The 23,833-nt window shown below is 45.9% G+C and carries 23 protein-coding genes; 14 read left to right on the forward strand and 9 right to left on the reverse strand.

Annotation, left to right across the window (positions count from 1 at the left end; genetic code table 11):
- Nucleotides 1-190: 190 nt before the first annotated feature.
- On the reverse strand, nt 191-1,405 hold the full coding sequence (gene sucC / locus ABDW33_RS11650; protein ID WP_343690240.1) for an ADP-forming succinate--CoA ligase subunit beta: 1,215 nt from the start codon (nt 1,403-1,405) through the stop codon (nt 191-193).
- 284 nt (nt 1,406-1,689) lie between these two features.
- Between sucC and ABDW33_RS11655 the strand changes: the two genes are divergently transcribed.
- The 7 genes from ABDW33_RS11655 to ABDW33_RS11685 all read left to right on the forward strand — a co-directional run bounded on the left by ABDW33_RS11655 (nt 1,690) and on the right by ABDW33_RS11685 (nt 8,808).
- Entirely contained in the window at nt 1,690-2,511 is an 822-nt protein-coding gene (locus tag ABDW33_RS11655; protein ID WP_343690241.1) for a purine-nucleoside phosphorylase, read from the forward strand.
- 63 nt (nt 2,512-2,574) lie between these two features.
- Nucleotides 2,575-4,542: a putative porin gene (locus ABDW33_RS11660; protein ID WP_343690242.1), complete on the forward strand. Its 1,968-nt coding sequence runs from the start codon at nt 2,575-2,577 to the stop codon at nt 4,540-4,542.
- Between the two features lie 147 nt (nt 4,543-4,689).
- Nucleotides 4,690-4,905, forward strand: a complete 216-nt coding sequence (locus tag ABDW33_RS11665) for a hypothetical protein (RefSeq protein ID WP_343690243.1) — start codon at nt 4,690-4,692, stop codon at nt 4,903-4,905.
- 161 nt (nt 4,906-5,066) lie between these two features.
- On the forward strand, nt 5,067-5,450 hold the full coding sequence (locus ABDW33_RS11670; protein WP_343690244.1) for a hypothetical protein: 384 nt from the start codon (nt 5,067-5,069) through the stop codon (nt 5,448-5,450).
- A 62-nt stretch (nt 5,451-5,512) separates the two neighbouring features.
- On the forward strand, nt 5,513-6,061 hold the full coding sequence (locus ABDW33_RS11675) for a heavy-metal-associated domain-containing protein (RefSeq protein WP_343690245.1): 549 nt from the start codon (nt 5,513-5,515) through the stop codon (nt 6,059-6,061).
- A gap of 8 nt (nt 6,062-6,069) precedes the next feature.
- Entirely contained in the window at nt 6,070-6,897 is an 828-nt protein-coding gene (locus ABDW33_RS11680; protein ID WP_343690246.1) for a hypothetical protein, read from the forward strand.
- A 252-nt stretch (nt 6,898-7,149) separates the two neighbouring features.
- Entirely contained in the window at nt 7,150-8,808 is a 1,659-nt protein-coding gene (locus ABDW33_RS11685; protein ID WP_343690247.1) for a L,D-transpeptidase family protein, read from the forward strand.
- 245 nt (nt 8,809-9,053) lie between these two features.
- On the opposite strand, the gene ABDW33_RS11690 is transcribed toward ABDW33_RS11685, so the two are convergent.
- Nucleotides 9,054-10,286: an NADP-dependent isocitrate dehydrogenase gene (locus tag ABDW33_RS11690; RefSeq protein ID WP_343690248.1), complete on the reverse strand. Its 1,233-nt coding sequence runs from the start codon at nt 10,284-10,286 to the stop codon at nt 9,054-9,056.
- Nucleotides 10,287-10,453: 167 nt separating this feature from the next.
- The gene (gene icd, locus ABDW33_RS11695) at nt 10,454-11,719 is read right to left on the reverse strand and encodes an NADP-dependent isocitrate dehydrogenase (RefSeq protein ID WP_343690249.1); all 1,266 of its coding nucleotides are present in this window, start codon (nt 11,717-11,719) and stop codon (nt 10,454-10,456) included.
- Nucleotides 11,720-11,911: 192 nt separating this feature from the next.
- On the opposite strand from icd, the gene ABDW33_RS11700 reads away from it, so the two are divergent.
- The 5 genes from ABDW33_RS11700 (at nt 11,912) to ABDW33_RS11720 (ending at nt 15,675) form a co-directional block, all read left to right on the forward strand.
- Nucleotides 11,912-12,553, forward strand: a complete 642-nt coding sequence (locus ABDW33_RS11700) for a GDSL-type esterase/lipase family protein (RefSeq protein WP_343690250.1) — start codon at nt 11,912-11,914, stop codon at nt 12,551-12,553.
- A gap of 170 nt (nt 12,554-12,723) precedes the next feature.
- The gene (locus tag ABDW33_RS11705; RefSeq protein ID WP_343690251.1) at nt 12,724-13,482 is read left to right on the forward strand and encodes a DUF5668 domain-containing protein; all 759 of its coding nucleotides are present in this window, start codon (nt 12,724-12,726) and stop codon (nt 13,480-13,482) included.
- A gap of 16 nt (nt 13,483-13,498) precedes the next feature.
- Nucleotides 13,499-13,849 (forward strand): DUF4288 domain-containing protein, encoded by a 351-nt coding sequence (locus tag ABDW33_RS11710; protein WP_343690252.1) that lies wholly within the window; start codon nt 13,499-13,501, stop codon nt 13,847-13,849.
- 46 nt (nt 13,850-13,895) lie between these two features.
- On the forward strand, nt 13,896-14,957 hold the full coding sequence (locus tag ABDW33_RS11715) for a histidine kinase (RefSeq protein WP_343690253.1): 1,062 nt from the start codon (nt 13,896-13,898) through the stop codon (nt 14,955-14,957).
- Entirely contained in the window at nt 14,935-15,675 is a 741-nt protein-coding gene (locus ABDW33_RS11720) for a LytTR family transcriptional regulator DNA-binding domain-containing protein (RefSeq protein ID WP_343690254.1), read from the forward strand. The genes ABDW33_RS11715 and ABDW33_RS11720 overlap by 23 nt, the downstream gene beginning before the upstream one ends.
- Before the next feature lie 99 nt (nt 15,676-15,774).
- Here ABDW33_RS11720 and ABDW33_RS11725 read toward each other — a convergent pair whose 3' ends face one another.
- Both ABDW33_RS11725 and ABDW33_RS11730 read right to left on the reverse strand, forming a co-directional pair.
- On the reverse strand, nt 15,775-17,652 hold the full coding sequence (locus ABDW33_RS11725) for an Nramp family divalent metal transporter (RefSeq protein ID WP_343690255.1): 1,878 nt from the start codon (nt 17,650-17,652) through the stop codon (nt 15,775-15,777).
- A 9-nt stretch (nt 17,653-17,661) separates the two neighbouring features.
- Nucleotides 17,662-18,321, reverse strand: coding sequence for a metal-dependent transcriptional regulator (locus tag ABDW33_RS11730; protein WP_343690256.1), 660 nt, complete (start codon nt 18,319-18,321; stop codon nt 17,662-17,664).
- 182 nt (nt 18,322-18,503) lie between these two features.
- Between ABDW33_RS11730 and ABDW33_RS11735 the strand changes: the two genes are divergently transcribed.
- On the forward strand, nt 18,504-19,421 hold the full coding sequence (locus ABDW33_RS11735; protein ID WP_343690257.1) for a hypothetical protein: 918 nt from the start codon (nt 18,504-18,506) through the stop codon (nt 19,419-19,421).
- Nucleotides 19,422-19,627: 206 nt separating this feature from the next.
- Here the strand turns inward: ABDW33_RS11735 and aat are convergent, their stop codons facing one another.
- Nucleotides 19,628-20,266 (reverse strand): leucyl/phenylalanyl-tRNA--protein transferase, encoded by a 639-nt coding sequence (aat, locus tag ABDW33_RS11740; RefSeq protein WP_343690258.1) that lies wholly within the window; start codon nt 20,264-20,266, stop codon nt 19,628-19,630.
- Nucleotides 20,266-20,574: an ATP-dependent Clp protease adaptor ClpS gene (locus ABDW33_RS11745; protein ID WP_072361060.1), complete on the reverse strand. Its 309-nt coding sequence runs from the start codon at nt 20,572-20,574 to the stop codon at nt 20,266-20,268. Before ABDW33_RS11745 ends, aat begins: the two co-directional genes overlap by 1 nt.
- Nucleotides 20,575-20,704: 130 nt before the next feature.
- Between ABDW33_RS11745 and ABDW33_RS11750 the strand changes: the two genes are divergently transcribed.
- Nucleotides 20,705-22,858 carry a cation:proton antiporter gene (locus ABDW33_RS11750; RefSeq protein WP_343690259.1) on the forward strand — a complete coding sequence of 718 codons (2,154 nt, stop codon included), beginning with the start codon at nt 20,705-20,707 and terminating at the stop codon, nt 22,856-22,858.
- On the opposite strand, the gene ABDW33_RS11755 is transcribed toward ABDW33_RS11750, so the two are convergent.
- Nucleotides 22,802-23,239, reverse strand: coding sequence for a hypothetical protein (locus ABDW33_RS11755; RefSeq protein WP_343690260.1), 438 nt, complete (start codon nt 23,237-23,239; stop codon nt 22,802-22,804). The genes ABDW33_RS11750 and ABDW33_RS11755 overlap by 57 nt on opposite strands.
- Before the next feature lie 381 nt (nt 23,240-23,620).
- Nucleotides 23,621-23,764, reverse strand: a complete 144-nt coding sequence (locus ABDW33_RS11760) for a hypothetical protein (protein WP_343690261.1) — start codon at nt 23,762-23,764, stop codon at nt 23,621-23,623.
- Between the last annotated feature and the right edge of the window lie 69 nt (nt 23,765-23,833).

Genomic DNA, 23,833 nt, shown 5'->3' on the forward strand with positions numbered 1-23,833 from the left:
GGGGGAGGGCCGATTGTTAGGCTCCCCGCGCGACCATGCTATCAAAAATGGATGTCTTCCCTTATGGGAAGACATCCATTTTTGGCGCGCGTAATAATAAAAATTACTAAATAGCAATGATCTAAAGTGAAGAAAGCCCCTGGTTTTTACCAGGGGCTTTCTTTGCTATTGCTATTTAGTCATTTTTATATTACGCGCTTACCGCCTTATTCACCAGCGCTGCAGCTTCGCTCAGCAGGATCGCTGACTGTACTGTCAGACCACTCTCTTCAATGAGCTTCTTCGCTTCTTCAGCGTTCGTACCCTGAAGACGTACAATGATCGGAACAGTAATGTTACCAATTGACTTGTATGCATCAATTACACCCTGTGCTACACGATCACAACGAACAATACCACCGAAGATATTGATCAGGATCGCTTTTACCTTAGGATCTTTCAGGATGATACGGAAACCAGCTTCTACAGTCTGTGCATTTGCAGTACCCCCTACGTCCAGGAAGTTTGCAGGCTCACCACCACTCAGCTTGATCATGTCCATGGTAGCCATAGCCAGACCCGCACCGTTCACCATACAACCTACGTTACCATCCAGTTTCACAAAGTTCAGGTTGTATTTACCTGCTTCTACTTCAGTAGGATCTTCCTCAGAAATGTCACGCAGCGCTTCCAGGTCAGGATGACGCATCAGTGCGTTATCATCCAGGCCCAGTTTACAGTCAACCGCAATGATCTTCTCATCACTGGTTTTGAACAGCGGGTTGATTTCCAGCATAGCCGCATCCAGACCTACATACGCATTGTACAGGTTCGTAACGAACTTTACCATGTTTTTGAATGCTTCACCGCTCAGACCGAAGTTGAAAGCGATCTTTCTCGCCTGGAATGGCTGCAGGGTAGTGTTAGGCTGTACCAGCTCCTTGAAGATCTTCTCAGGAGTTTTGTGCGCCACCTCTTCAATGTCCATACCACCTTCAGTGGAGTACATGATTACGTTCTGACCTTTAGCACGATCCAGGAGGATAGAAAGGTATAATTCTTTAACAGGGTTAGGACCAGGATAATAAACGTCCTGAGCCACCAGTACTTTATTTACCAGTTTGCCGGCCTCTCCGGTCTGGATGGTTACCAGTACGCCGCCAAGGATGTTTCCGGCAATTGTTTTTACGTCTTCCGCATTTTTACCAACAGCCACACCACGCTGGTCTTTACCACGAATGGTACCTTTACCACGTCCACCGGCATGTATCTGTGCCTTCACCACTGCAAACTCATTACCATACTGTACCTTCAATTGTTTGTACGCTTCAGCCGCCGCTTCCGGAGTATCAACCGGAATCCCTTCCTGTACCGGAACATTGTATTTCTTCAACAGTTCTTTAGCCTGGTATTCATGTAAGTTCATCTGATAAAAATTTGCCGCTAAAATAGGGCATTATGATTTAAATATAAAACCCTAGTGTTTTGTGAATTTAAAAATAACTTTGCGCAACCCTGTCGAAAAGGTAACCGTCAGCATAAAACACCGCAGTGTGCCTGACAGTGATCTCTGACTACCGTCAGCCGATTACGCGCGATTCGTTGGATATCATATAGTTATTCACCATGTGGCCCGGTTCCAAAATGACCGCTACCTTTAAAAAAATATGACAGGGATCAGCACCATAAAACTATAATTATTTTCAAAAAATGAGTGATCTGTTACAACAAATAGCTGCTGCTGCGGACTATATTAAAAAAATGTGGTCCCTTACACCTGAGGTAGGTATTATTCTGGGAAGTGGTTTAGGGAACCTGGCCGGCGACATCTCCGAAGCCATCGAAATTCCATATGAGTCTATTCCGCATTTCCCTACCTCGACTGTAGAAGGACACCGTGGCCGCCTGGTTCTGGGCAAAATGAACGGCCGCCCCGTAGTAGCTATGGCAGGTCGTTTCCATTATTATGAAGGTTTCTCCATGCAGCAGGTGACCTTCCCGGTAAGAGTATTTAAAGCCCTCGGCGTACATACCCTCCTGGTTTCCAATGCTGCCGGCGGCATGAACCAGGCCTTCAAAGTAGGCGACCTCATGATCATCCGCGATCATATCAATCTGCAGCCGGAACATCCCCTGCGTGGCCCAAATATTGCTGAATTAGGTCCCCGTTTCCCCGATATGAGCGAACCTTACTCCAAAGCATTGATCGCCAGGGCCAAAGAAATCGCCGCGAACAATAACATTCCGGTACATACCGGCGTGTATGTAGGCGTACAGGGCCCTACCTTCGAAACCCGGGCTGAATACAAGTATATGCACACCATCGGTGGCGACGCCGTAGGTATGAGCACCGTTCCCGAAGTGATCGTTGCCATGCACAGCAGTATGAAAGTATTTGCCATGAGCGTGATCACCGATATCGGCATTCGTGAAGAAGAAAATGTGATCACACACGAAGAAGTGCTGGAAGCCGCTAACGCAGCCGAACCGAAATTAACACTTATTTTCAGGGAACTGATCAGCGTGTTATAAGGTTTTACATAAATTGCACACTTTTTCAGCTAGCACAAAAAGAAGCAGGAAACTAAACATAGAATGCGGTCATTTATTATTACGTTTTTATTGTTGGTCATAATGTCGCAGGTAAAGGCGCAGATCACCAGCCGTTTCAGTAACATGGGTAGCGGTGGTAGTGGCTCCAAAACGACAAAGGACTCCAGCTCTAAGAATCAGACGCCGGACACCCTGACCATCACTTACCGGAAATTGGGAGAACCAACTGACTACAGGATGGACTCCTCGATAGCCGATTTCAATGGCCCTTTTCTGAGAGTGCCCGCGAACTACATCTACCTGGGCAACAATGGCTCTCCGGCACGCCCGGTGGCCTTCACTCCCCGTATGACGGCAGGTTTCGACCCAGGTTTTCATAGCTTTGACCCCTACGGATTCAACCATGACAACGCCAGGATCTACTATTCCAACCGCCCGTACACGGAACTGAACTATATGATTGGTAGCCAGCAGGAACAACAGCTGGGCGTTATGCATACACAAAACCGTACCGACAGGTTCAATTTCGGATTTGAGTACCAGAAGATCTACGCTCCCGGCTACTTCCGCTCTCAAACCACGAATCATAACATTTACCGCGTAACCGGCAGGTACAACTCGAAAGACAAGCGGTACAATGCTACCCTGAGTTATTATTATAACAAGTATGCAAATGGTGAAAACGGAGGTATCAGGAACGACGCCGACCTGGATAATCCCCGCTACAGCCAGCGCAAAACCATCGACGTGAACCTGGGGAATGACGCCAGCACTACCAGCAGCCTCTTCAACTCCACCATCCCGGTGAAAAGTTCTATCGACCAGGCTGGCTTCCTCTTCATGCAGTCCTACGACTGGGGAAAAGGCGATACCATTCACGTAAACGATACGACCGACGTATATAAATTCGATCCGGTATTCAGGGTACAATACACTTTCAAACTGAACAAAGACCAGATCGCCTACCTCGATCCTACGCCAGATACGTTCTTCTATACGAAGCACTACGGCTGGGCTTACTCCGGCGATACCGTCAAGGCACAGCATAACTTCAGAACAATTTCCAACGACCTATCCCTGGTACAGTTCCCGATCAGGGGCAACCAGGCCCACTTTATCACAGCAGGGGCAAGGATAGAAAATACAACAGGTACCTTCCTGGATGCTAACATCAAATTCAGCAACCTGGCCCTCCACGGAGAATACCGCAATAAAACCAAAAACCAGAAATGGGACTTTCAGGCCAAAGGTGAACTTTACCTGGCCGGAGAGAACCAGGGAGACTACGCCGTAAGCGGTATGCTGAGCCGCTACCTGAACCCGACCCTGGGCAACGTAAAACTGGCGTTCTCAAATGTCAACAGGGAACCATCGTACGTGTACAAGTATTTCGCAAGTAACTACGATAGCTGGTACAACAACTCCCTGGCAAAGGAAAACATCTCCAAATTACAGTTCATAGCAGACAATCCTAAACTGAAGTACAATCTGACCGTCAACTACTACATCATCGGCAATTACACGTATATGAGCAGTTACTATCAGAGCGCACAGGCAGATGCGATCTTCAATATGCTGGAAATCATATTCAGCAAGAAGTTCACCTGGAAACACTGGAACTGGTACGCTGATTTTACCTTCCAGCAGGTACATGGAACCGCACCCGTAAATATTCCTACCTTCTGGACCCGTCACCGGATCGCTTACGAAAACAGGTTGTTTAACAACCTGAATCTCATGGTGGGCGTGGAAGCTAAATACATGACTGCCTATAATGCAGATGATTACTCTCCGATTATCGGTCAATTTGTGTATCAGACTACCCAAAAGGTTCAATATTATGCACCTGATCTGTCAGCTTTCGTGCATTTCCGCATAAAATCGTTCAATGCTTTCATCAGAACGGAGAACCTGAACACGTTTTTCGCGACGAACAACTTCGCAGGACCGCATTATCCATACAATAATTTTCAATTCAGGCTGGGACTGCGTTGGTGGTTCGTAAACTAAAATCAGTAGGATTGTAAAGGATTGATAATTAATATATTACTTAAACAAGGGCATAAACCGTTTTAGCGTGTTTATGCCCTGTTTTTTTCCACAACTGCGTTCAACTGGCGTAAAGTTTGTTTAACTTACTGTACAAAATGATAGATCATGAAGGCATTTACAGTAGTTTACAACAGAAATCGATACTCAGTTCAGCCTATTAACGGGCATTCCCCACGCTTCAAAGTGAATCTTAATGGTAGTGATGTATTTTTCGAACACGACCTGGATGGTCATGTACGCGCAGAAGCAACCAAAGTTGCCAGCATGTCTTTGTTATTAGCAATCGCAGATCAGATCGAAGAGAACAACGAAGAGAAATAGTCCATGGCATAGCTAATCATCCGCATTACCACCATTAGAATATAATCCTGACCCTTTTCCCCATACCATCTCCAATGAAATAACTCATTCTTAGTTTCCGCGTTAACTTGTTATTGACTTTTTGAAAAGCAGTAATGTGTTACCTTTGCATGGTCGCAATCATGAAAAAGCTCGTAGCCATATTCATCGCTTTTCTGTATATCGCTGTCGGCAGCGGTTTTACAGTCAACATGCATTACTGCATGGGCAAGTTAGCGGCCGTGAAATTGCAGGCACATGCAGACAAGCATTGTAATAAATGCGGAAAGTCCGGTAAGTGCTGCAAAGATGAAATCAAATTTTGCAAGGCTGACTTCTCCCATGAAGCAGCTGCCAAAGTACAGGTGAATACAGTTCCAGCTGTAAAAGACCTTACACTGCCGGTTATTATACTCCCGGTACCTCCTGTAGCTGCCATTCACCAGTTCACGGCATACAATCTGCACGGCCCGCCAGGTCAGGGTGCCATTCCTCTCTTTATACAGCATTGCGTATACAGGATCTGATCCCTGTTTGATTGTCTATTCGAAATCAAACAAGGTTTTTATTTTTTTAAATAATTCAGATCATGAAAAAAGCAATTGTTTTTCTTTTAATGGCCACCGGCCTGTCTCTCTCCGCATCCGCACAAATCAAGAAAGTCACTTTACAGGCAGCTGGTTTAACCTGCGCCATGTGTTCCAATGCAACTCTCAAGTCTCTCGAAACACTGCCATTTGTAGATAAAATTGAAACCGACCTGAACGCCACCACTTTTATTTTACTCATCAGGCCCAATGCTACAGTCAGTATAGATGCCATCAGGAATAAAGTGGAAGAAGCCGGGTTCTCCATTGCCAAACTCACCTTTACAGCAGGCTTTGATCATTTAGCTGTTGCGAAAGATGCACATGTTACTTACGGAAATACCCAGTTCCATTTCATGAATGTGAAACAACAGGTGTTGAACGGAGACCACGATCTCACCGTGATCGATCAGCATTTTGTATCCGCCAGACAATTTAAGAAATACAGCACTCAAACCACCATGCCCTGCTACCAGACAGGCATCATGAACAGCTGTTGCGAAATACCCGGCAAAAGCAATTCTACACGCATCTACCATGTTACGATATGAGGAAATGCATGCTATTGCTAGGATGCCTGTTACCACTATTCGGTCAGGCACAGGAGCTGTATGTGTCGAGTGAACCGGCGAGTAATATGCCTGCAAAATCTTTAGGCATTCGCATGACGAGCAGGTTCTTTAAAATGGAGCAGGAAGGGATTACCGGGATGCGTTTTGAACCCGAACTCATGTTTGGGATCTCAAAGAATTTCATGATCCATGCACAGGCATTTGCCTCCAACCAGATGCAATCTTCCATCAGGCCGGAAGGAGGTAGTGTGTATGCAAAATACCGGTTCTTATCGCACGATGATCTGCAGTCACATTTCAGAATGGCAGCATATGGCCGGGTAGCAGTGATCGATAATCCTTTTTACCCGGCAACTGTAAAAAATGAAGAAATGGATCTGGAAGGAGGGGCGTCTGGTTTTGCAGGCGGTATAGTGGCTACACAGTTAGTCCACAAACTGGCTATATCTGCTACATTCGGGTATAATCATTTTATGAACAACCTGAAAGACCATTACCCTGCCGGCATGTCGGCCAATGCAGTAAATTATAGTTTGTCCGCCGGCTACCTGTTATTGCCACGCACCTACCGGAGTTATGAGCAAACAAATGTAAATTTGTATGTTGAATTTTTAGGAAAGGCAAATACAGATGCTGTAGGCCGCAGTCAGTATATGGATATAGCCCCGGCCATTCAGTTTATATTTAATAGCGCCACCAGGTTGGATTTTTCATATAGAACACAGATCTTTGGGAACATGTCACGGAATGTTTTTAACACTTTTACAGTAAGGTTTGAACATAACATTTTTAATGCTTTAAAGAAGAAAGGATGAAAATAGTAGTGTCAGTATTAAAGTTCATACAGTCTTTATTTATAAAGAAAAACTGCTGCAGATAGTCCATGCGTTTATCGCCGGCAGCAGTCACCAGCACCCGCTTCTACCTTTGGCAGAAGCGGGTGCTCAACTAACAATTAACCCGATAAAAATATTAGCATCAATTTTGTAGTATTATTACGACCCCGTCAATAACTTCTATGATTATATTTTCAAATACGTACCTTTAATTAATTGTTTCAAACGCCAATGAAGTATAAGTTTGTAAGGGACATACCGCTATGTCTTGTAGCATCGTTTGCATTGTTTGCCTGCCATCAGAAGCGGGAGCTCCGGAAAAGAGAAATTGTGAGGGACGTAAAAGAACTGAGTGAAGTTGTGCCGGAACAAATAGGTGAACGAATCAGCTACATGGCTGACAATAAAACACTTGAAGATAAAGTACCTGTACATAGCGTACCTGCGCTACAGAACTTTTACCAGCTCGCAGCCAATCAGGCCAGATGGTCTGTAGATGGACAATTGAGCCCTGCTGCAGATTCAATGTTATATTTCATTGACCATGCCGACGAAGTAGGCTTACCAGCCGGCATCTATCACCGCACTGCATTGGATTCCGCCATGCAGCAACTTCATGCCGCTACCGGTGCCGGCAAAGATGCCGCCCTCCTGGCGCAAGTAGATGTCATGATGTCTGATGCCTTTATGAAAATGGCTAGCCATCTCCGTTATGGTATAGCTCCCCGTGATAGCATTACGTTACGTCCGGATTCAGTACTCACCGATTCTACACTGGTGCAGCTGCTCACAACTGCATTAAAAGAAAATAACATCGCCGGTACACTGCACCAGCTGGAACCTGCTTATGAAGGATATCATGCGCTGAAAGCTGCTTTGCTGAATTTCAAAGCGAAGTACCAGTCATTGCATTGGGATTCCCTGCCCACTACCTATGCTGATACGCCTGCATTCAAACAACTGGTGTTGAACCGCCTGGCGCAGACAGGACATGTGGATACATCTAACGGACATGGTACCGATACTGCGTTGCTGAGACAGGGCGTCAAAGCATTTCAGAAAGAATTCTGCTTATTTGAAGATGGACAGGCCGGAAAGAAAACTGTCCAGGTATTGAACAGATCATTCCACGACTGGATGATACAAGCTGCCGTAAACCTGGATCGCTGGCGTAAATGGCCCGATTCATTGCCCAACCGTTACATCTTTGTGAATATTCCGGGCTATCATATGATGGTATGGGATAGCGGACAGGTCGTGCTCGATTCCCGCGTGATTGTAGGGGCACCACGTACCCGCACACCCCTGCTGAATTCAAGGTTATCGAACTTCGTGATGTATCCTTACTGGCGTGTGCCATTCAGTATTTCAATCAAGGAAATGCTGCCTGCAATCCAGAAGGATCCGCATTACTTAGCTAAAAAGAACCTGGAAGTGATAGACAAAGACGGGAATGCCGTAGATCCGGATGGTGTGCCCTGGAAGAAGTTTAGTAAAAACTATTTCCCGTATGTACTCAGGCAAATGGATGGGCTGGAGAATTCACTGGGTATCATGAAGTTCAATTTCTTCAACAAATATGCTGTATACCTGCATGATACCAACAACCGTGGATTATTCAGGAATGCGTATCGCGCCATGAGCCACGGTTGTGTACGTATCCAGCAATGGGATAGCCTGGCGATGTACCTGATTAAAGATGATAAGCGTTTCAAACGCGATAGTGTGCGTGCATGGCTGGATAGAGGACAGAAGAAACAGATCGATTTATCTCACAGTATTCCCATCTATTTGAGATACTACACGGCAGAAGGCAAAGATGGTCAAATGATGTTCTACGAAGACATCTATGGCGAAGACAAAATCATGAAGAAATTAATGTCCTTATAAACGTTCCTGAACAAAAAGTTTCGATAGAAAAAAATGAGGATGAATCAGAAGTAAAAACAGGCGCTGAGAATCACTTAAACGGATACCCGACTCCATCAGGGATACGAATAAAAAAGGCTGTATCGTACTTATGATACAGCCTTTTTTTTTAAAATTCATTTAAAAACAAACTTCTATAAAGTAACAACGTCCCCCCATAAAGGAAGGACGTCGTCTCATATCAGTATTGCAAACGTGTGGCTTAATTATTTACCCAGTTTCACCTTCAGTGCATCATCCAATGCCGTCAGGAATTCTTCAGTGTAAAGATAATGCTTTCCGTGTTCAACTTTATTACCGTGAATACAAACAGCCAAATCTTTCGTCATCTTTCCACTCTCTACAACCTCCACACAAACCTGCTCCAGTGCATGACAGAAATCAATCAGCGCCTGATTATTATCAAGACGGCCTCTGAATTCCAGACCTCTTGTCCATGCAAAGATAGAAGCAATCGGGTTAGTAGATGTTGGCTTACCAGCCTGGTGATCACGATAGTGACGGGTCACGGTACCGTGTGCAGCTTCTGCTTCCATTACTTTACCATCAGGGGTAACCAGGGTAGAAGTCATCAGACCCAGTGAACCGAAACCTTGTGCAACTGTATCAGACTGTACGTCACCATCATAGTTCTTACATGCCCATACAAAGTTACCATTCCATTTCAGTGCGCTAGCCACCATGTCATCGATCAGGCGGTGCTCATAAGTCAGGCCAGCTGCATCAAATTTAGCTTTGAATTCCTGCTGGTAGATCTCTTCAAAGATATCTTTGAAACGACCATCATATTTCTTCAGGATGGTGTTCTTGGTACTCAGGTACAAAGGCCATTTCTTGATCAGTGCCTGGTTGAAACATGCACGTGCGAAACCTTTGATAGATTCGTCCGTATTGTACATAGCCAGCGCAACGCCATCGCCTTTGAAGTTGTATACTTCATGCTCGATCACTTCACCATTCTCGCCTTCGAACTTGATAGTCAGTTTACCTTTACCTTTTACTACGAAGTCAGTAGCGCGGTACTGGTCACCAAAGGCATGACGGCCAATGCAGATAGGAGCAGTCCAGTTAGGCACCAGGCGTGGAACGTTTGAAGTAACGATTGGCTCACGGAAAACTGTACCATCCAGGATGTTACGGATAGTACCGTTTGGTGATTTCCACATCTGTTTCAGATTGAACTCTTTTACACGAGCCTCGTCAGGAGTGATGGTAGCACATTTAATACCTACACCCACTTCTCTGATCGCGTTCGCAGCGTCTATAGTAACCTGGTCATTGGTAGCATCACGGTGCTCCATGCCAAGATCGAAGTATTTAATTTCAACGTCGAGATAAGGAAGTATCAGTTTGTCTTTAATAAATTTCCAGATGATCCTGGTCATCTCATCTCCATCGAGTTCTACGACAGGATTTGCGACTTTAATTTTTTCTGCCATTTTCGGGTTTGATTTTTAAATAGTTACGAGTAATCGCGAAATATACAATAAGTGGGAACAATTTACAAGTTTTTTGAGGTGCAACGGTTTCCCTTAGTTGCCAAGGGCCGGCTAAAAAGCTCATCGCTTCTTAGCCAGCCCCTTAAAAACTTATAAATTGACCTTTGTTACAGGTGCTTAATCACTTCATCAGCAAACTCACTGGTTTTAACCAGGGTTGCATCATCCATCAACTTGTAGAAGTCGATCGTTACACGCTTACGCGCGATTGCTGTGCTCAGACCATGTACGATCATGCTGGCAGCTTCATTCCAGCCCATGTATTCCAGCATCATCACACCACTCAGGATCACGGAGCTGGGGTTCATAGTATTCGTGTTGGCAAAGCGGGGAGCCGTACCGTGGGTAGCTTCGAATACTGCGTGACCGGTCAGGTAGTTGATATTTGCACCGGGAGCGATACCAATACCACCTACAGCGGCAGCCAGCGCATCAGAAATATAGTCACCATTCAGGTTCAGGGTAGCAACCACTGAATAATCCTGTGGTGCCAGCAGGATCTGCTGCAGGAAGTTGTCAGCGATCACGTCCTTCACGATCAGTTTCTTATGAGCAGTGGCTACAGCCAGTTCTTTGTTCGCTTCTTCTTCACCTTTCTCTTTCTTGGTAGCTTCCCATTGTTCCCAGGTATATACCTGTTCGCCGAACTCACGTACTGCCAGTTCATAGCCCCAGTTTTTGAAACCACCTTCGGTAAACTTCATGATATTACCTTTGTGCACCAGCGTTAAGCTAGGCAGCTTCTTTTCCAGCGCATATTTGAGTGCCGCACGTACCAGGCGCTCAGTACCTTCTTTAGAAACTGGTTTGATACCCAGGGAAGAAGTTTCAGGGAAACGGATCTTTTTTACACCCATTTCTTCCTGCAGGAACTTCAGCAGCTTTTCAGCTTCCGGCGTACCATACATATATTCGATACCGGCATAGATATCTTCCGTGTTTTCGCGGAAAATGACCATGTCTACTTTCTCAGGATGCTTAACAGGAGAAGGCACCTTGTCGAACCAACGCACAGGACGTACGCAGGCATACAGGTCCAGTTCCTGGCGCATGGCCACGTTCAGGGAACGGATACCACCACCTACCGGGGTAGACAACGGACCCTTGATAGAAACCAGATACTCCTTGAAGGCTTCCAGCGTTGCTTTTGGCAGCCATTCACCTGTCTGCTGGAAGGCTTTTTCACCCGCCAGTACCTCTTTCCATTCTATCTTTCTTTTTCCACCATAGGCCTTTTCGACAGCGGCGTCAAATACTCGCACGCTGGCAGCCCAGATATCCGGCCCGATACCATCACCTTCGATAAAAGGAATAATGGGATGATTAGGAACCGATAACTGGCCATTGGTCATTGATATTTTTTCTGCCGGCATAAAACTAGTTTCTTTACGTGTTCGTAATTTTGTAAAATATTCGAGCGCAAAGGTACTAATTAATGACCGAAACGTAATGTTAAAGCAGGGATTCTTCGTCGTAACCTGCCTAACAGTTTAAAAACTATCCCTATGTACAAATTATTTTTAATTTGCTTTTTGTTCCTCACCTTACAGCTTAAAGCAAATTGCATGACAACTCCATCCGATACTTCCGTGTTCACATACTTAGCCCTGGGCGATAGCTATACCATTGGCGAAGGTGTGGGTGAAAATGACCGTTTCCCGGTTCAGGTCGTTAAGATTCTGAAAAACAGTGGAATAGAGGTGGCTGATCCTAAAATAGTAGCCAAAACGGGCTGGACCACCATCGAACTCAACGATGAGCTCAATACCCATCCTATTACCGACACCTACGATATCGTCACACTCCTCATAGGCGTCAATGACCAGTATAGGCGCTTTCCTGTGGAAAGCTACAAGCCCTGGTTTACCAAACTCCTCGAAAGAGCAATTGGCTATGCCGGCGGCAAAGCAGGCCATGTTGTAGTCATTTCCATTCCCGACTGGGGCGTGACCCCGTATGCGGAAGGCCGTGACCGGGATGAGATAGCCGGGCAGATAGACCAGTACAATGAGGGCAATAAATCTATCGCCAAAAAATACAAGGTAAAGTACCTGGATATTACAGCCGATACCCGCGATGTAATGAGCGATGTGACTAACTTACTGGCAAAGGATCAGTTACATTACTCCGGCCAGGAAATGGGCATGTGGGCAGCCAGGTTGTCCATCATCCTCAAAGCGATACTCGCACCACCACCAGCCTATTAAATTACTGCAGTCGCAGCGGGGCAGCGGGCTGACCGGGAGGTCAGCCCGCGTCATTTGAAATTTCACCGACCTTTTCATGCCGCTTACCGGCATCCCCCCAATTTTAACCTAAACACCCTTCCTTAACCCGCCCTTCCTTACTAAGTTTGTATCGTAAATGAAAACAAACAATGCGAAATAAAGACTTGTACAGACGGGGAAGACACGAAAAGAACGGAGCCATGAGAGGCGTTGTAATCCTGCTGGTAGGCGTTTTCCTCTTATTGCGTAACCTCGACATAGACCTGAACCTCCCGCGCTGGTTGATATCGTGGCAAATGCTGATAATGGTGATTGGCGGCATACTCTGGTTGAAGAGCGAATGTAAAAATGTGGGTGGCCTCATCATGATCGCAGTAGGTGCTGTCTTTATGATACGGGAATATTTCTTTCTGCCTTTTGACATCGATCGTTTTCTCTGGCCAGCACTCTTAATCATCATCGGTTTACTCTTCATCATATTCCGTCCCGATAATAAAATTCCTAAATCGCCGGATGATTTTGTTGATTCAACAGCCAAAGTGGTCCCGGATCTCTTTCCTGTAGATGAAGATTACATCAATGCACAGGTCCTGTTCAGTGGCGAAAACCGCCTGATCGTATCAAAGAATTTCAAAGGCGGCCGCATCTCCGCAGTCTTCGGTGGTTGCGATGTAAACCTCTTACAGGCCGATTTTGAAGGTGTGATCGTACTCGACTGTCAATGTGTATTTGGCGGTGTGGAACTCGTGGTACCCGCGAACTGGGAAGTGAAAATCCTGACCAAAAGTGTATTTGGCGGAGTAGAAGATAAACGCCCGATAGAACTCATCGGCAGCAATCCTAACAAGGTCCTCATGATCAAGGGCAATTGCACCTTCGGCGGTATTGAAATTAAAAGTTATAGCTGATTTAAATAGTACAATTATGCAATGGTTTGTAGCCAAGATCGTTTATCAGATCATCACTGGTACCGGCTATCACACCCCGCAGTTCGATGAACAACTGCGTTTGATCAGCGCCGGCAGCAAACAGGAAGCCTGGAACAGGGCATGTGAGATCGGTAAGCAGGAGCAATATTCATTCAGAAACCAAAAACAGGAACTGGTAGAATGGCGCTTTATCAATGTACCCGAAATCAATAGCCTGGAAAACCTGGATGATGGTATGGAACTGTATTCAAGAATAGAAGAACCCGGAGACCCAAATGCTTATATCTCATGGTTGCAGGTAAGAGCAGCACAGCTGAATGGAGCGGTAGATGTACATGCTAACTGAGTGTAACAATTTCAAAAAAGAATGTACCTACTAACAAAATTGAAATTTGGCAAATCAACTCATTTCAGATAAATCATTTCGCTGGTCGTTCGCAGCCACAGGATATGTATCCCTCATTGTGCAGGCCGTGCTGCTGCAGTTCTGGTTTCGTTTCCCTGATTCCATTGCGTGGGTGGACAGCGGCATTCACATCGGCTTCCTCGCACTGTGTGCACTGACCATCAGTTATAGCCTGGCCTATTACCGGCCACAAAAAGGAAAAGTCTTTTTTGTACTCTGCTTTTCCACCTCACAAACGTTGATCTGGATTTCACTGAGTACATGGGCATTGCAATATACCTTTCAGAACAACCTGCCTTATCTGGAATGGATGCATTTCGCAATGCCGGTCAGGTTCCTTTTCGGATGGTTACTGATCACAGGCATCGCATTCAAAAGCCTGTACTGGTATGACCTGGAAGAACAGCGACAGGAGATCTCCAGGAAACAGGCTACAGAAAGATTAGCACGCGAGGCAGAATTGTATAAGCTCAGACAACAACTGCAACCGCATTTTTTATTCAACAGTCTGAACTCAATCAATGCCCTGATCGCATTGCGCCCGCAACAGGCAAGAGAGATGGTACTTAAACTCAGCGATTTCCTGAGAGGTACCCTGAAAAGAGAGGACCAGCAATGGATCCTGTTGCCCGAAGAACTGCAATACTTACAATGGTACCTGGATATCGAAAAAGTGCGCTTCGGTCACCGCCTGACCACAGCCGTCACCGCCAACGGGGAAGTGGAGAAGATGATGATACCTCCCATGCTATTGCAACCCGTAGTAGAAAATGCGATCAAGTATGGATTGTATGATACAACAGAAGCAATTACCATCACCATACAGGCCTGGGCAGTAGACGATCTGCTCTACATACAGGTACAGAACCCATACGATGCCGACCTGCAGCAACAACCGACAGGTACCGGCTTTGGATTAAACTCTATCCGCAGGAGATTATACCTGCTCTTTGCAAGACAGGACCTGTTGGAAACAGAAGCAAAAGACAACATTTACACAACACTGATTAAAGTGCCGCAACGCTATGATAAAAGCAGTAATAATTGATGACGAACCACTGGCCAGGGAGATTGTAAAAGAATACCTCAGTACTTATACGCAGATCGGGATCTTGCAGGAATGCAATGACGGGTTTGAAGGATTAAAGGCCATCCAGCAGCATCAGCCGGATATCATTTTCCTGGATGTACAGATGCCAAAGATCAATGGATTTGAGATGCTGGAGCTGGTGGAAGAACTGCCCGCTGTCATCTTTACAACTGCTTTTGAAGAACATGCAATCCGGGCATTTGAAGTAAATGCAACTGATTATTTGTTAAAACCTTTTTCGAAAGAACGCTTTGATAAGGCCGTGCAGAAATGGTTGGATAAGCGACAGGAAACAGTGCCTGTAGAGACAGCGGCATTGCTGGAAACTGCCGCGGCATCGCCCTTACAGAGCAACAGGGTAGTGGTGAAGATCAATGGAAAGATTAAGATCATTCCCATACAGGATATTCATTACCTGGAAGCTGCAGACGATTATGTGAAGATAGTAACGGCTGAAGGGCCTTTCCTGAAAAATAAAACGATGGGATTCTTTGAGAAGACCTTGGATATGCAGCAGTTTGCAAGAGTACATCGGTCTTATATCCTGAATGTAAACCAGGTGACAAGAATCGAGCCTTATGAAAAGGAAAATCACCTGGCCATATTGAAAAACGGCGCAAAGGTACCGGTGAGTAAAACGGGGTATCCAAAATTGAAATCAGCACTGGGGTTATAACGCTGCAAAGCCTCCCCTTCAAAATATTAAACGGATTGCGAATTATGTATTACGATTGCCTTTTTTCATCGTAGTACGTAGTTCGCAATCCGTTTTTATTTACTGTACCACCAATACAGGTATCTTCACTTTATGTCTTACCTGGTTAGTTGTCTCGCCGTAAATCCAGTCCTTAATCCCGGTATGCCCATGTCCGCCCAGCACTAAAAAATCTGCCCGTTCCGCTTTCACAATCCGCACAATCTCTTCCGCCCTGTGCCTGTATCCCAGGAATCCTTCGGCCTGCAAATGCTTGCTCTTCATGAGGCGTACATAGGTTTCCATCTGCTCCTTGTCTTTGCGCGTTTCAAAATCATCCGATTCCCTCCCTAAATACTTCGCAGAAGCACTCTCCACAATATGAATCAACAAATACTTTGTATGCTCATTTCCATGCGCAATTGCATTTGAAATAATCGCCTCGTCATCCCTGCTAAAATCAAGTGCCAGCGCAATCCGGTTATACACCGGTATCTTAATATTGTCCAGCGACACGGCCGTAGCGGGATGTATATTCGCTGTGCTCTTTGCATTGTATTTCGTAGCCAGTGGATAGAATACGGTGATAAACAACAACACCACAAAACCAATACCCAGCACACTGATAATGATATCTATCCATACAGATCCACCACCCTCTATATAATGCATGGCCTCCGTAAATACCATGCGGGTATTCAGGTATACCAGTACTGCGGTAATAACCCAGCTCAGGATCTTCACCGGTACGTTCACGGCAAATTTTCCCATCGTCTGCTTATCACTCACAAAGTGAATGAGCGGGATCACTGCAAAGCCCAACTGTAAACTCAACAATACCTGGCTAAACACCAGTAGCTCACCCACTTTGTCAGCACCTGCGATCTGTATGACCAACAGTGCAGGAACAATCGCCAGCAACCGGGTCAGCAATCTTCTCAGCCACGGATTGATACGGAGTTTTAAATATCCCTCCATTACAATCTGACCAGCCAGGGTACCTGTCACGGTAGAGCTTTGGCCGGCAGCGATCAGGGCGACGGCAAACAGGATAGGGGCCCATTTATTGCTCAGCAGGCCTTCGAGCAACTGGTGAGCATCCTGTATCTCGGCCACATTGGTTTTCCCTGATTTAAAGAACACCGCCGCTGCAAGGATCAGTATCGCCGCATTTACAAAGAAAGCAAGGTTCAATGCAATCGCACTATCAATAAAATTTAATTTCAGCGCCTGCCTGATACCCGCTTCATCCTGCCTGATTTTTCGTGTTTGTACCAATGCAGAATGCAGGTATAAATTATGCGGCATCACGGTTGCCCCAATGATCCCGATAGCAATATACAGTGCTGTATTATCAGGAATACGCGGTACAAACCCCGTCACTACTTCGCTCATCACAGGCTTCGCCATAATTAACTCAGTCAGGAACGATACGCCTACAATTGCTACCAGCGCAATAATGAACGCCTCCATCTTCCGGATACCATATCGTTGCAATACGAGCAGCAGGAAGGTATCAAATACAGTAATGCTCACACCCCACTGCAAAGGTAACCCTGTCAATAGCTGGATACCGATGGCCATACCTAACACTTCTGCCAGGTCAGTAGCAGCAATGGCGATTTCTGCCAGGATATATAAGATGAAGTTCACAGCCGGGGGATAAGTTTCCCTGTTGGCCTGGGCGAGGTCACGCCCGCGAACAATACCTAATCTTGCACTGAGTGACTGCAGGAGCAATGCCATGAGGTTACTCATCAGGAGTACCCATAGCAGGGTATAGCCATATTGGCTGCCGCCGGCAAGGTCGGTGGCCCAGTTGCCCGGGTCCATATAACCTACACTCACCAGATAGGCAGGTCCAAAAAAGGCTAGTATTTTTTTCCAACGGCCTGGATTGGCTACGGTAGTATCTACACTCTGATGTACTTCTCCGAGGGATGTGTGCTGATGGTTCATACAATTAACTTAAATCGGCTTTACCATAATATTTTTCGCCACCTGTTCACTGATGGTAAAGGCTGGCTGGTTCTTTATTTTGATCTCAATAGAGTTGTCAAATTCATATCGTTCTATCACTTCCAGCTGGGTGCCTAACCGAACGCCTTTTGTATTCAGGAATTCGAGGAGGGCAGTTGATTTATCGGATACAGCCATTACCTCCAGCCTGTTCGCTTTTGACTTGTGCAGGCTGCTCTGTACCCTGGGTTTACCCAGTTTTCCCTGTGCGTCCGGGATAGGGTCGCCATGAGGATCTATCAGCGGGTTGCCCAGGAACTCGCTGAGGCGGTTAGTGAGTTTTTCGCTGCGTACATGTTCCAGTTCTTCGGCCAGTTCATGCACTTCTTCCCAGCTGAAACTGAGCTTTTCCACGAGGAAGCATTCCCAGAGGCGGTGACGGCGGATGATTTGAAGAGCGGCTTTTTTACCGTCGGTAGTGAGGTTAATGCCCTGGTATTTCTCGTAAGCAATGAGTTTCTTTTCCTTTAGCTTCTTGGCCATGTCTGTCACCGATGCAGGTTTGGTATCGAGCTCGTAGGCAAGCGCATTGGTGCTGACCGGTTCCTGTCCTTCTTCCAGTTTGTAGATTGATTTAATATAGTTCTCCTCTGCGATCGACAAATTCATGATGCTAAAAATAAAATTTAGGTAAATCTAAATATTTTATACAAAATATGCAAGTAGTGCTTCCACCTATTGATTCGGGATTTTCATGAAATAGTCGATAAAAAAGCCCATTTTTGCCCTTCGCTTTTGTTCATATCAATTTTTTCTTTAACTTTTCGGCCATAATAAACAAGCAAATACGCATGAATAAGCTGTTGATAGCAGCATTAGCACTGGGTCTTTTCGCCTCCTGCAAGTCCGGCGGTAAAAAATCTGGTCCTAACGCAGTCACTTTTAAAGAATTCCGTCAGTCGTTTGCTGACAGCAAATTTCCTTACAAACTGCCCCCTGATGTGCTCAGCAATACATCTGCTGATACTGCTGCTATCGATACTGCCCTTATCAGCCAGTTCCTGGCCGATACACTGGCGAAAGCAGATTTCCCTTCAGGGAAGGTGAGTTATTACCCGTTGGCATCTTTAACGGGCAATAAGATCAATTACCTGGTGGTAAAAGCGGTAGATAAGAATACCACCGCTGCTTACCTTTGTGTCTTTGATAAAAAAGACCATTTCCTGAGCCGTATCCAGGTAGCCAAGATTGGTAGCAAGGGAAATAAAAAGGAATACTTTTCCATCGACAGCAAAGAAATGCTGAAGATCACGACAGAAACAGAAGTAACGCCTGGTCATACGGCTACCACTGAAAACTTCTACGCGGTAGAACCAAACGGCAGTACTTCACTGATCATGACCAATTCAACCGGCGAGGCGATTCCTGGTCAGCTCTTCAATCCGATAGATACACTGCCGAAGAAAAATAAATTGTCTGGTGATTATGCAGCGGGTGAGAATAGTATCGTATCCATCCGTGATGGCAAGGATGCTAAATCTTTCCTGTTCTTTATTTCATTTACGAAGGAGTCTGGTTGTAAGGGAGAGTTGTCCGGAACAGGTCATTTTACTGCGACTAACAAAGGAGAGTTTAGAGATAAGGATTCAGAGTGTGGGATAGCGTTCCAGTTCTCTTCAGGTAGATTAACGATTAAGGAGATAGGTGGTTGTGGGGCTTATAGAGGCGTGCGTTGTTTATTTGAAGGAGGGTTTACAAAGAAGAAATAGTTTTTGGAATTAAAATAGATTGGAATAGTAAGGGTTGGAATTTTTTTCCGGCCCTTTTTGTTTTGTGAAGCATCAGGGATATCCTTATAAATTATGCGATAATCCATTTACCAGTCAGGGTTTGAAGGCTATCTGCTTATATCAGAAATACAGAGCTGGCTGCTGCCTTTTTTTATTACCAGCATAGCGTAGCGGCTATCTGCACATCACCCCCGTATCATCTCCAGAAACTCTTCCCGCGGAATAAACCTGGCCCCCAGCGAAGCCAGATGCTCCGTATACACCTGGCAATCTATCACCTTCAATCCCAAGCCCGCTGCCTTCTGCACAAACGTTACAAATGCTGCTTTCGACGCATTACTCACCTTCGCAAACATCGACTCCCCAAAAAAACAATCCCCCAGCATCACCCCATAAAATCCGCCTACCAACTCACCATCCTGCCAGCATTCCACCGAATGCGCATACCCCTGTTTATACAATGCCGTATACGCTGCCTCTACCTCCGCCGTAATCCACGTACCATCCTGTCCCTTCCGTGGCGATTGCTTACACCCCGCAATCACCCCTGCAAAATCTTCATCGAAGGTGATTTCAAAAATACCCTTCTTCAGCACCTGCTTCATGCTGGCACTTAATTTCAACTCTTCAGGAAATAATACGAAACGGGGATCCGGACTCCACCATAAGATAGGCGGTTCATTATACCAGGGAAAAATCCCTTCCTGGTAAGCCAATAACAATCGCTCGGTAGAAAGATCCCCTCCATAGGCAAGGAGACCATCTTCATCTGCTAAATTAACGGGCGGGAAAATCAGCTCATCTGTGAGATAAAAGACAGGCATTAGCTTTCAACAGCTTCTTCTAAAGTGGCACTAATTCCTCTGTCCAACAATGCTTCACACATCGGGCGCAGATCGGTAAATTCTCCCTGCTTCACGGCATACTTTCCATTGTGATGGATGATCAGCGCACATTGTTCAGCCTGTTCCTGTGAGTGACCGCATACTTCCATCAGGGACTGGATCACCCAGTCAAATGTATTTACTTCATCGTTCCACACGATGAGACTGTATGGAAATTGTTCATCCTCTGCTACCAACACATCTTCCCACTCTTTGGTGTGTGTGCCTGTTTGCTGACGCTGGCTCATATCCGGAATTATATAATTTGCACAAAAATACAGCTTAGAATCGTGATTTTAAATTAAAGTAACCCCATTTTATACGGGATGACAATCTCGGTGATTATCATTATTATTGTGAACATCGAAAACAGGAAATATGATAGGAATGAATGGCACTAAATTATTGATTGATATTAGTTTACCTCTCAAAGATCCGGTACCTATCTTCGCCCTGGTACTGTTCATCATCCTGCTGGCACCGATCATCCTGCGTAAGTTCAGGATACCCAGCATTATAGGATTGATCATTGCAGGTATGCTCATTGGTGATCACGGATTTAAAATCATCGAAAAGGGAAGTATCGACCTGTTCGGCAAGGCGGGACTGCTTTACATTATGTTCCTGGCCGGCCTGGAGCTGGATATGACGGAGTTTCGTAAGAACCGGAACCGAAGCCTTGTCTTTGGGGCATTTACGTTCTTTATACCGCTTATTTTAGGCTACCTCGTTTGTACTTACCTGCTGCATTTCAATTTTATGGCTACGTTGCTGGTTTCCAGTATGTTCGCTACGCATACGCTGGTGGCATATCCGCTGGCCAGCCGCCTGGGTATTACAAGAAATGAAGCGGTGACTGTAGCGGTGGGAGGTACCATTATTACAGACACTGCCGTGCTTGTGATCCTCGCCATCATTACCGGGGCCGCTGCCGGCAACCTCAACCTGCACTTCTGGATCAGACTCAGCGTGAGCCTGATCGTATTTGCTGCCATCGTACTGTGGATCTTCCCGATGATCGGAAGGTGGTTTTTCAAGAAAATAAAAGACGACAAGACATCGCATTTCATATTTGTACTGGGCATGGTATTCCTGGCCGCGTTTCTGGCAGAACTGGCCGGCGTTGAAGGGATTATCGGCGCCTTCCTGGCAGGTCTTGCATTGAACCAGCTCATCCCGCATACCTCTCCGCTCATGAACAGGATTGAGTTTACCGGAAATGCCTTGTTCATCCCTTTTTTCCTGATCAGTGTAGGAATGCTCGTTGACCTGAGGGTATTGCTCAAAGGCCCCGAAGCCTTGCTGATCGCAGGTGTGCTCACCATCATGGCACTGGTAAGTAAATACCTGGCCGCCACCTTTACACAACTCGTTTTTAAGTATACAGCGCCACAGCGCAACGTGATCTTCGGGTTAAGCAGTGCGCATGCGGCTGCCACGATTGCGGTGATCCTTATCGGGTTCAATATGGGCATCATCAACGAAAACGTGTTGAACGGTACTGTCATCCTTATCCTGATCACCTGCCTGGTAGGTAGTTTCGTAACGGAAAGTGCCGGGCGTAAACTAGCCATCATTGAGTCTGATAAACAACCGGAGGCAGAAGCTATCACAGAACGGATGCTCATTCCCATCGCCAACCCGGATAAGATGGAAGCCATGCTCGACTTTGCTGTGATGATCAAAGATCCGAATGCTAAAACGCCGGTATATCCATTGGCAGTTGTACAGGACGACGAAGAGGCAAAAGCCCGCATGACGCAGACAAACAGGTTGATGGAAGCCGTAGTGGCACATGCTGCAGCGACCGAAAGCAAGGTACAGGTAGTGACCCGTATCGATCTCAATGTATCTGATGGTATTGCCCGTGCTTCGAAAGAGCTGGGTATTACAGATGTGATCATCGGCTGGACAGACAAAACCAGTGCTACGGAAAGGCTCTTTGGCTCTATCTTCGGTTCCACGCTGGACAACGTTTTGCAGAGTGTGTGGGAGAACCTGTATGTATGTGATTTTACTTTTCCGCTGAATACCACCCGCCGTATCCTGCTGGTATTGCCGCGCAATGCCGAGTTTGAACTGGGCTTTTCACATTATATGCAAAAGCTGTTCCTGCTCAGCAAACAGGTAGGTGGAAAACTGATGATCTATTGCGAAGGGGCAACGCAGAAGTTCACCGAAGAACTGGTGCGTAACCTGAAGCAAACAGTGGATATCGGTTTCAAACTCTGGCATGGTCTGGACGACCTGCCGGCACTGTCTTACGAAACCACGCGGAACGATCTCCTGATCGTGGTAGCAGCACGCAAAGGTACCCTCTCTTACCGTCCTTCGCTGGAAGGCCTGCCTTCCCGTATTTCGAAGCACTTTCATAATAACAACGTGATCCTGATCTATCCTGAGCAGACAGAGATCGAATATATCGAAGCAGGTATCCAGCCGGAAGATCTGACACTGCGGCCTATACAGGAGCAGCTAGCTAATTTCTCGAAACTGGGTAAAGCGATCAAGAAGATTTTCAGGAAGAAATAATTGATTGACCCCGCCTCCCCGAGGCGGGGTATTTTTTTTAGCCCCGCTCAGTTCCTTCTTTGCCGCAACCGGCCATTCAGCCTCCTGCACAATGGGGGTGTTATAGGCTTCTCTCACAGCCATATTAAAAGCATTTTGCCCCGGGCCCGCTTTAGCAGCCAGCGCTGCCTTCACCTCCGGGTCTTTGATCATTTCTTTTGCCAGTGCTACGGCGATTTTCATTTTCAGGCGCGCCACTAATTGTTTACAACTTGGAGGGACAGTGGATGGTCCTCTTTTTTTGGCCATGATGATCTGTCCATTCCGCACGTAGATCGTGATAATGTCTCCCAGACTACCGTCTACCAGTTTGAGGAGGATATTGTCTTTTACAATTGCCATAAGCTTGTTTTTCAGGCAATAATAAGGGGTAGGGGAACAGGCGTTGAAAAAAACTGTTGACGAAGCGATAAATGCAGTTGGCGAAGCGATAAGCGGGGGTTGAGATATGTGGAGGATGATAGGATAAATCGGATGCCACCCGTTAAAAGGATAATTTGGATATCAGGTACATCCAATACCTATCCACTAAAAAGGTAGCCTGACTACAAGTCAAAGCCGTTATCAACCCGTCATTAAATCAGCACTAAGACGTCATCAAAAGGGCACCTCAATATCCCAGGGATATTGAGGTGCCCTTTTAGTGCCCTTATAGTAAGCTATTGGTGCTATGTTGGTTTCGAGTCTAAGGTATAGTTAATGGCTACTGCATCGTTATTATTCTTAAAATGAATACCTGGCACCCACCTGCATTTGCCAGCGGGATGCAAACGGACCTACTGAATAGGGACTTCCTGTTCCTCTTGCAGGAACTGTTTCCACTGTATACTTTTCAACCCACCGGGAGAATAAAGCTGCCGCTTTCATGCTAAAAAGCCACAATAAAAACTGCACTAACCTGATTTGTCATAAATTCTCCTGTTCATGCTGTCACCT

Origin of the sequence: Chitinophaga sp., assembly GCF_039596155.1 — a bacterium.
In the GTDB taxonomy this organism is placed as follows: domain Bacteria; phylum Bacteroidota; class Bacteroidia; order Chitinophagales; family Chitinophagaceae; genus Chitinophaga.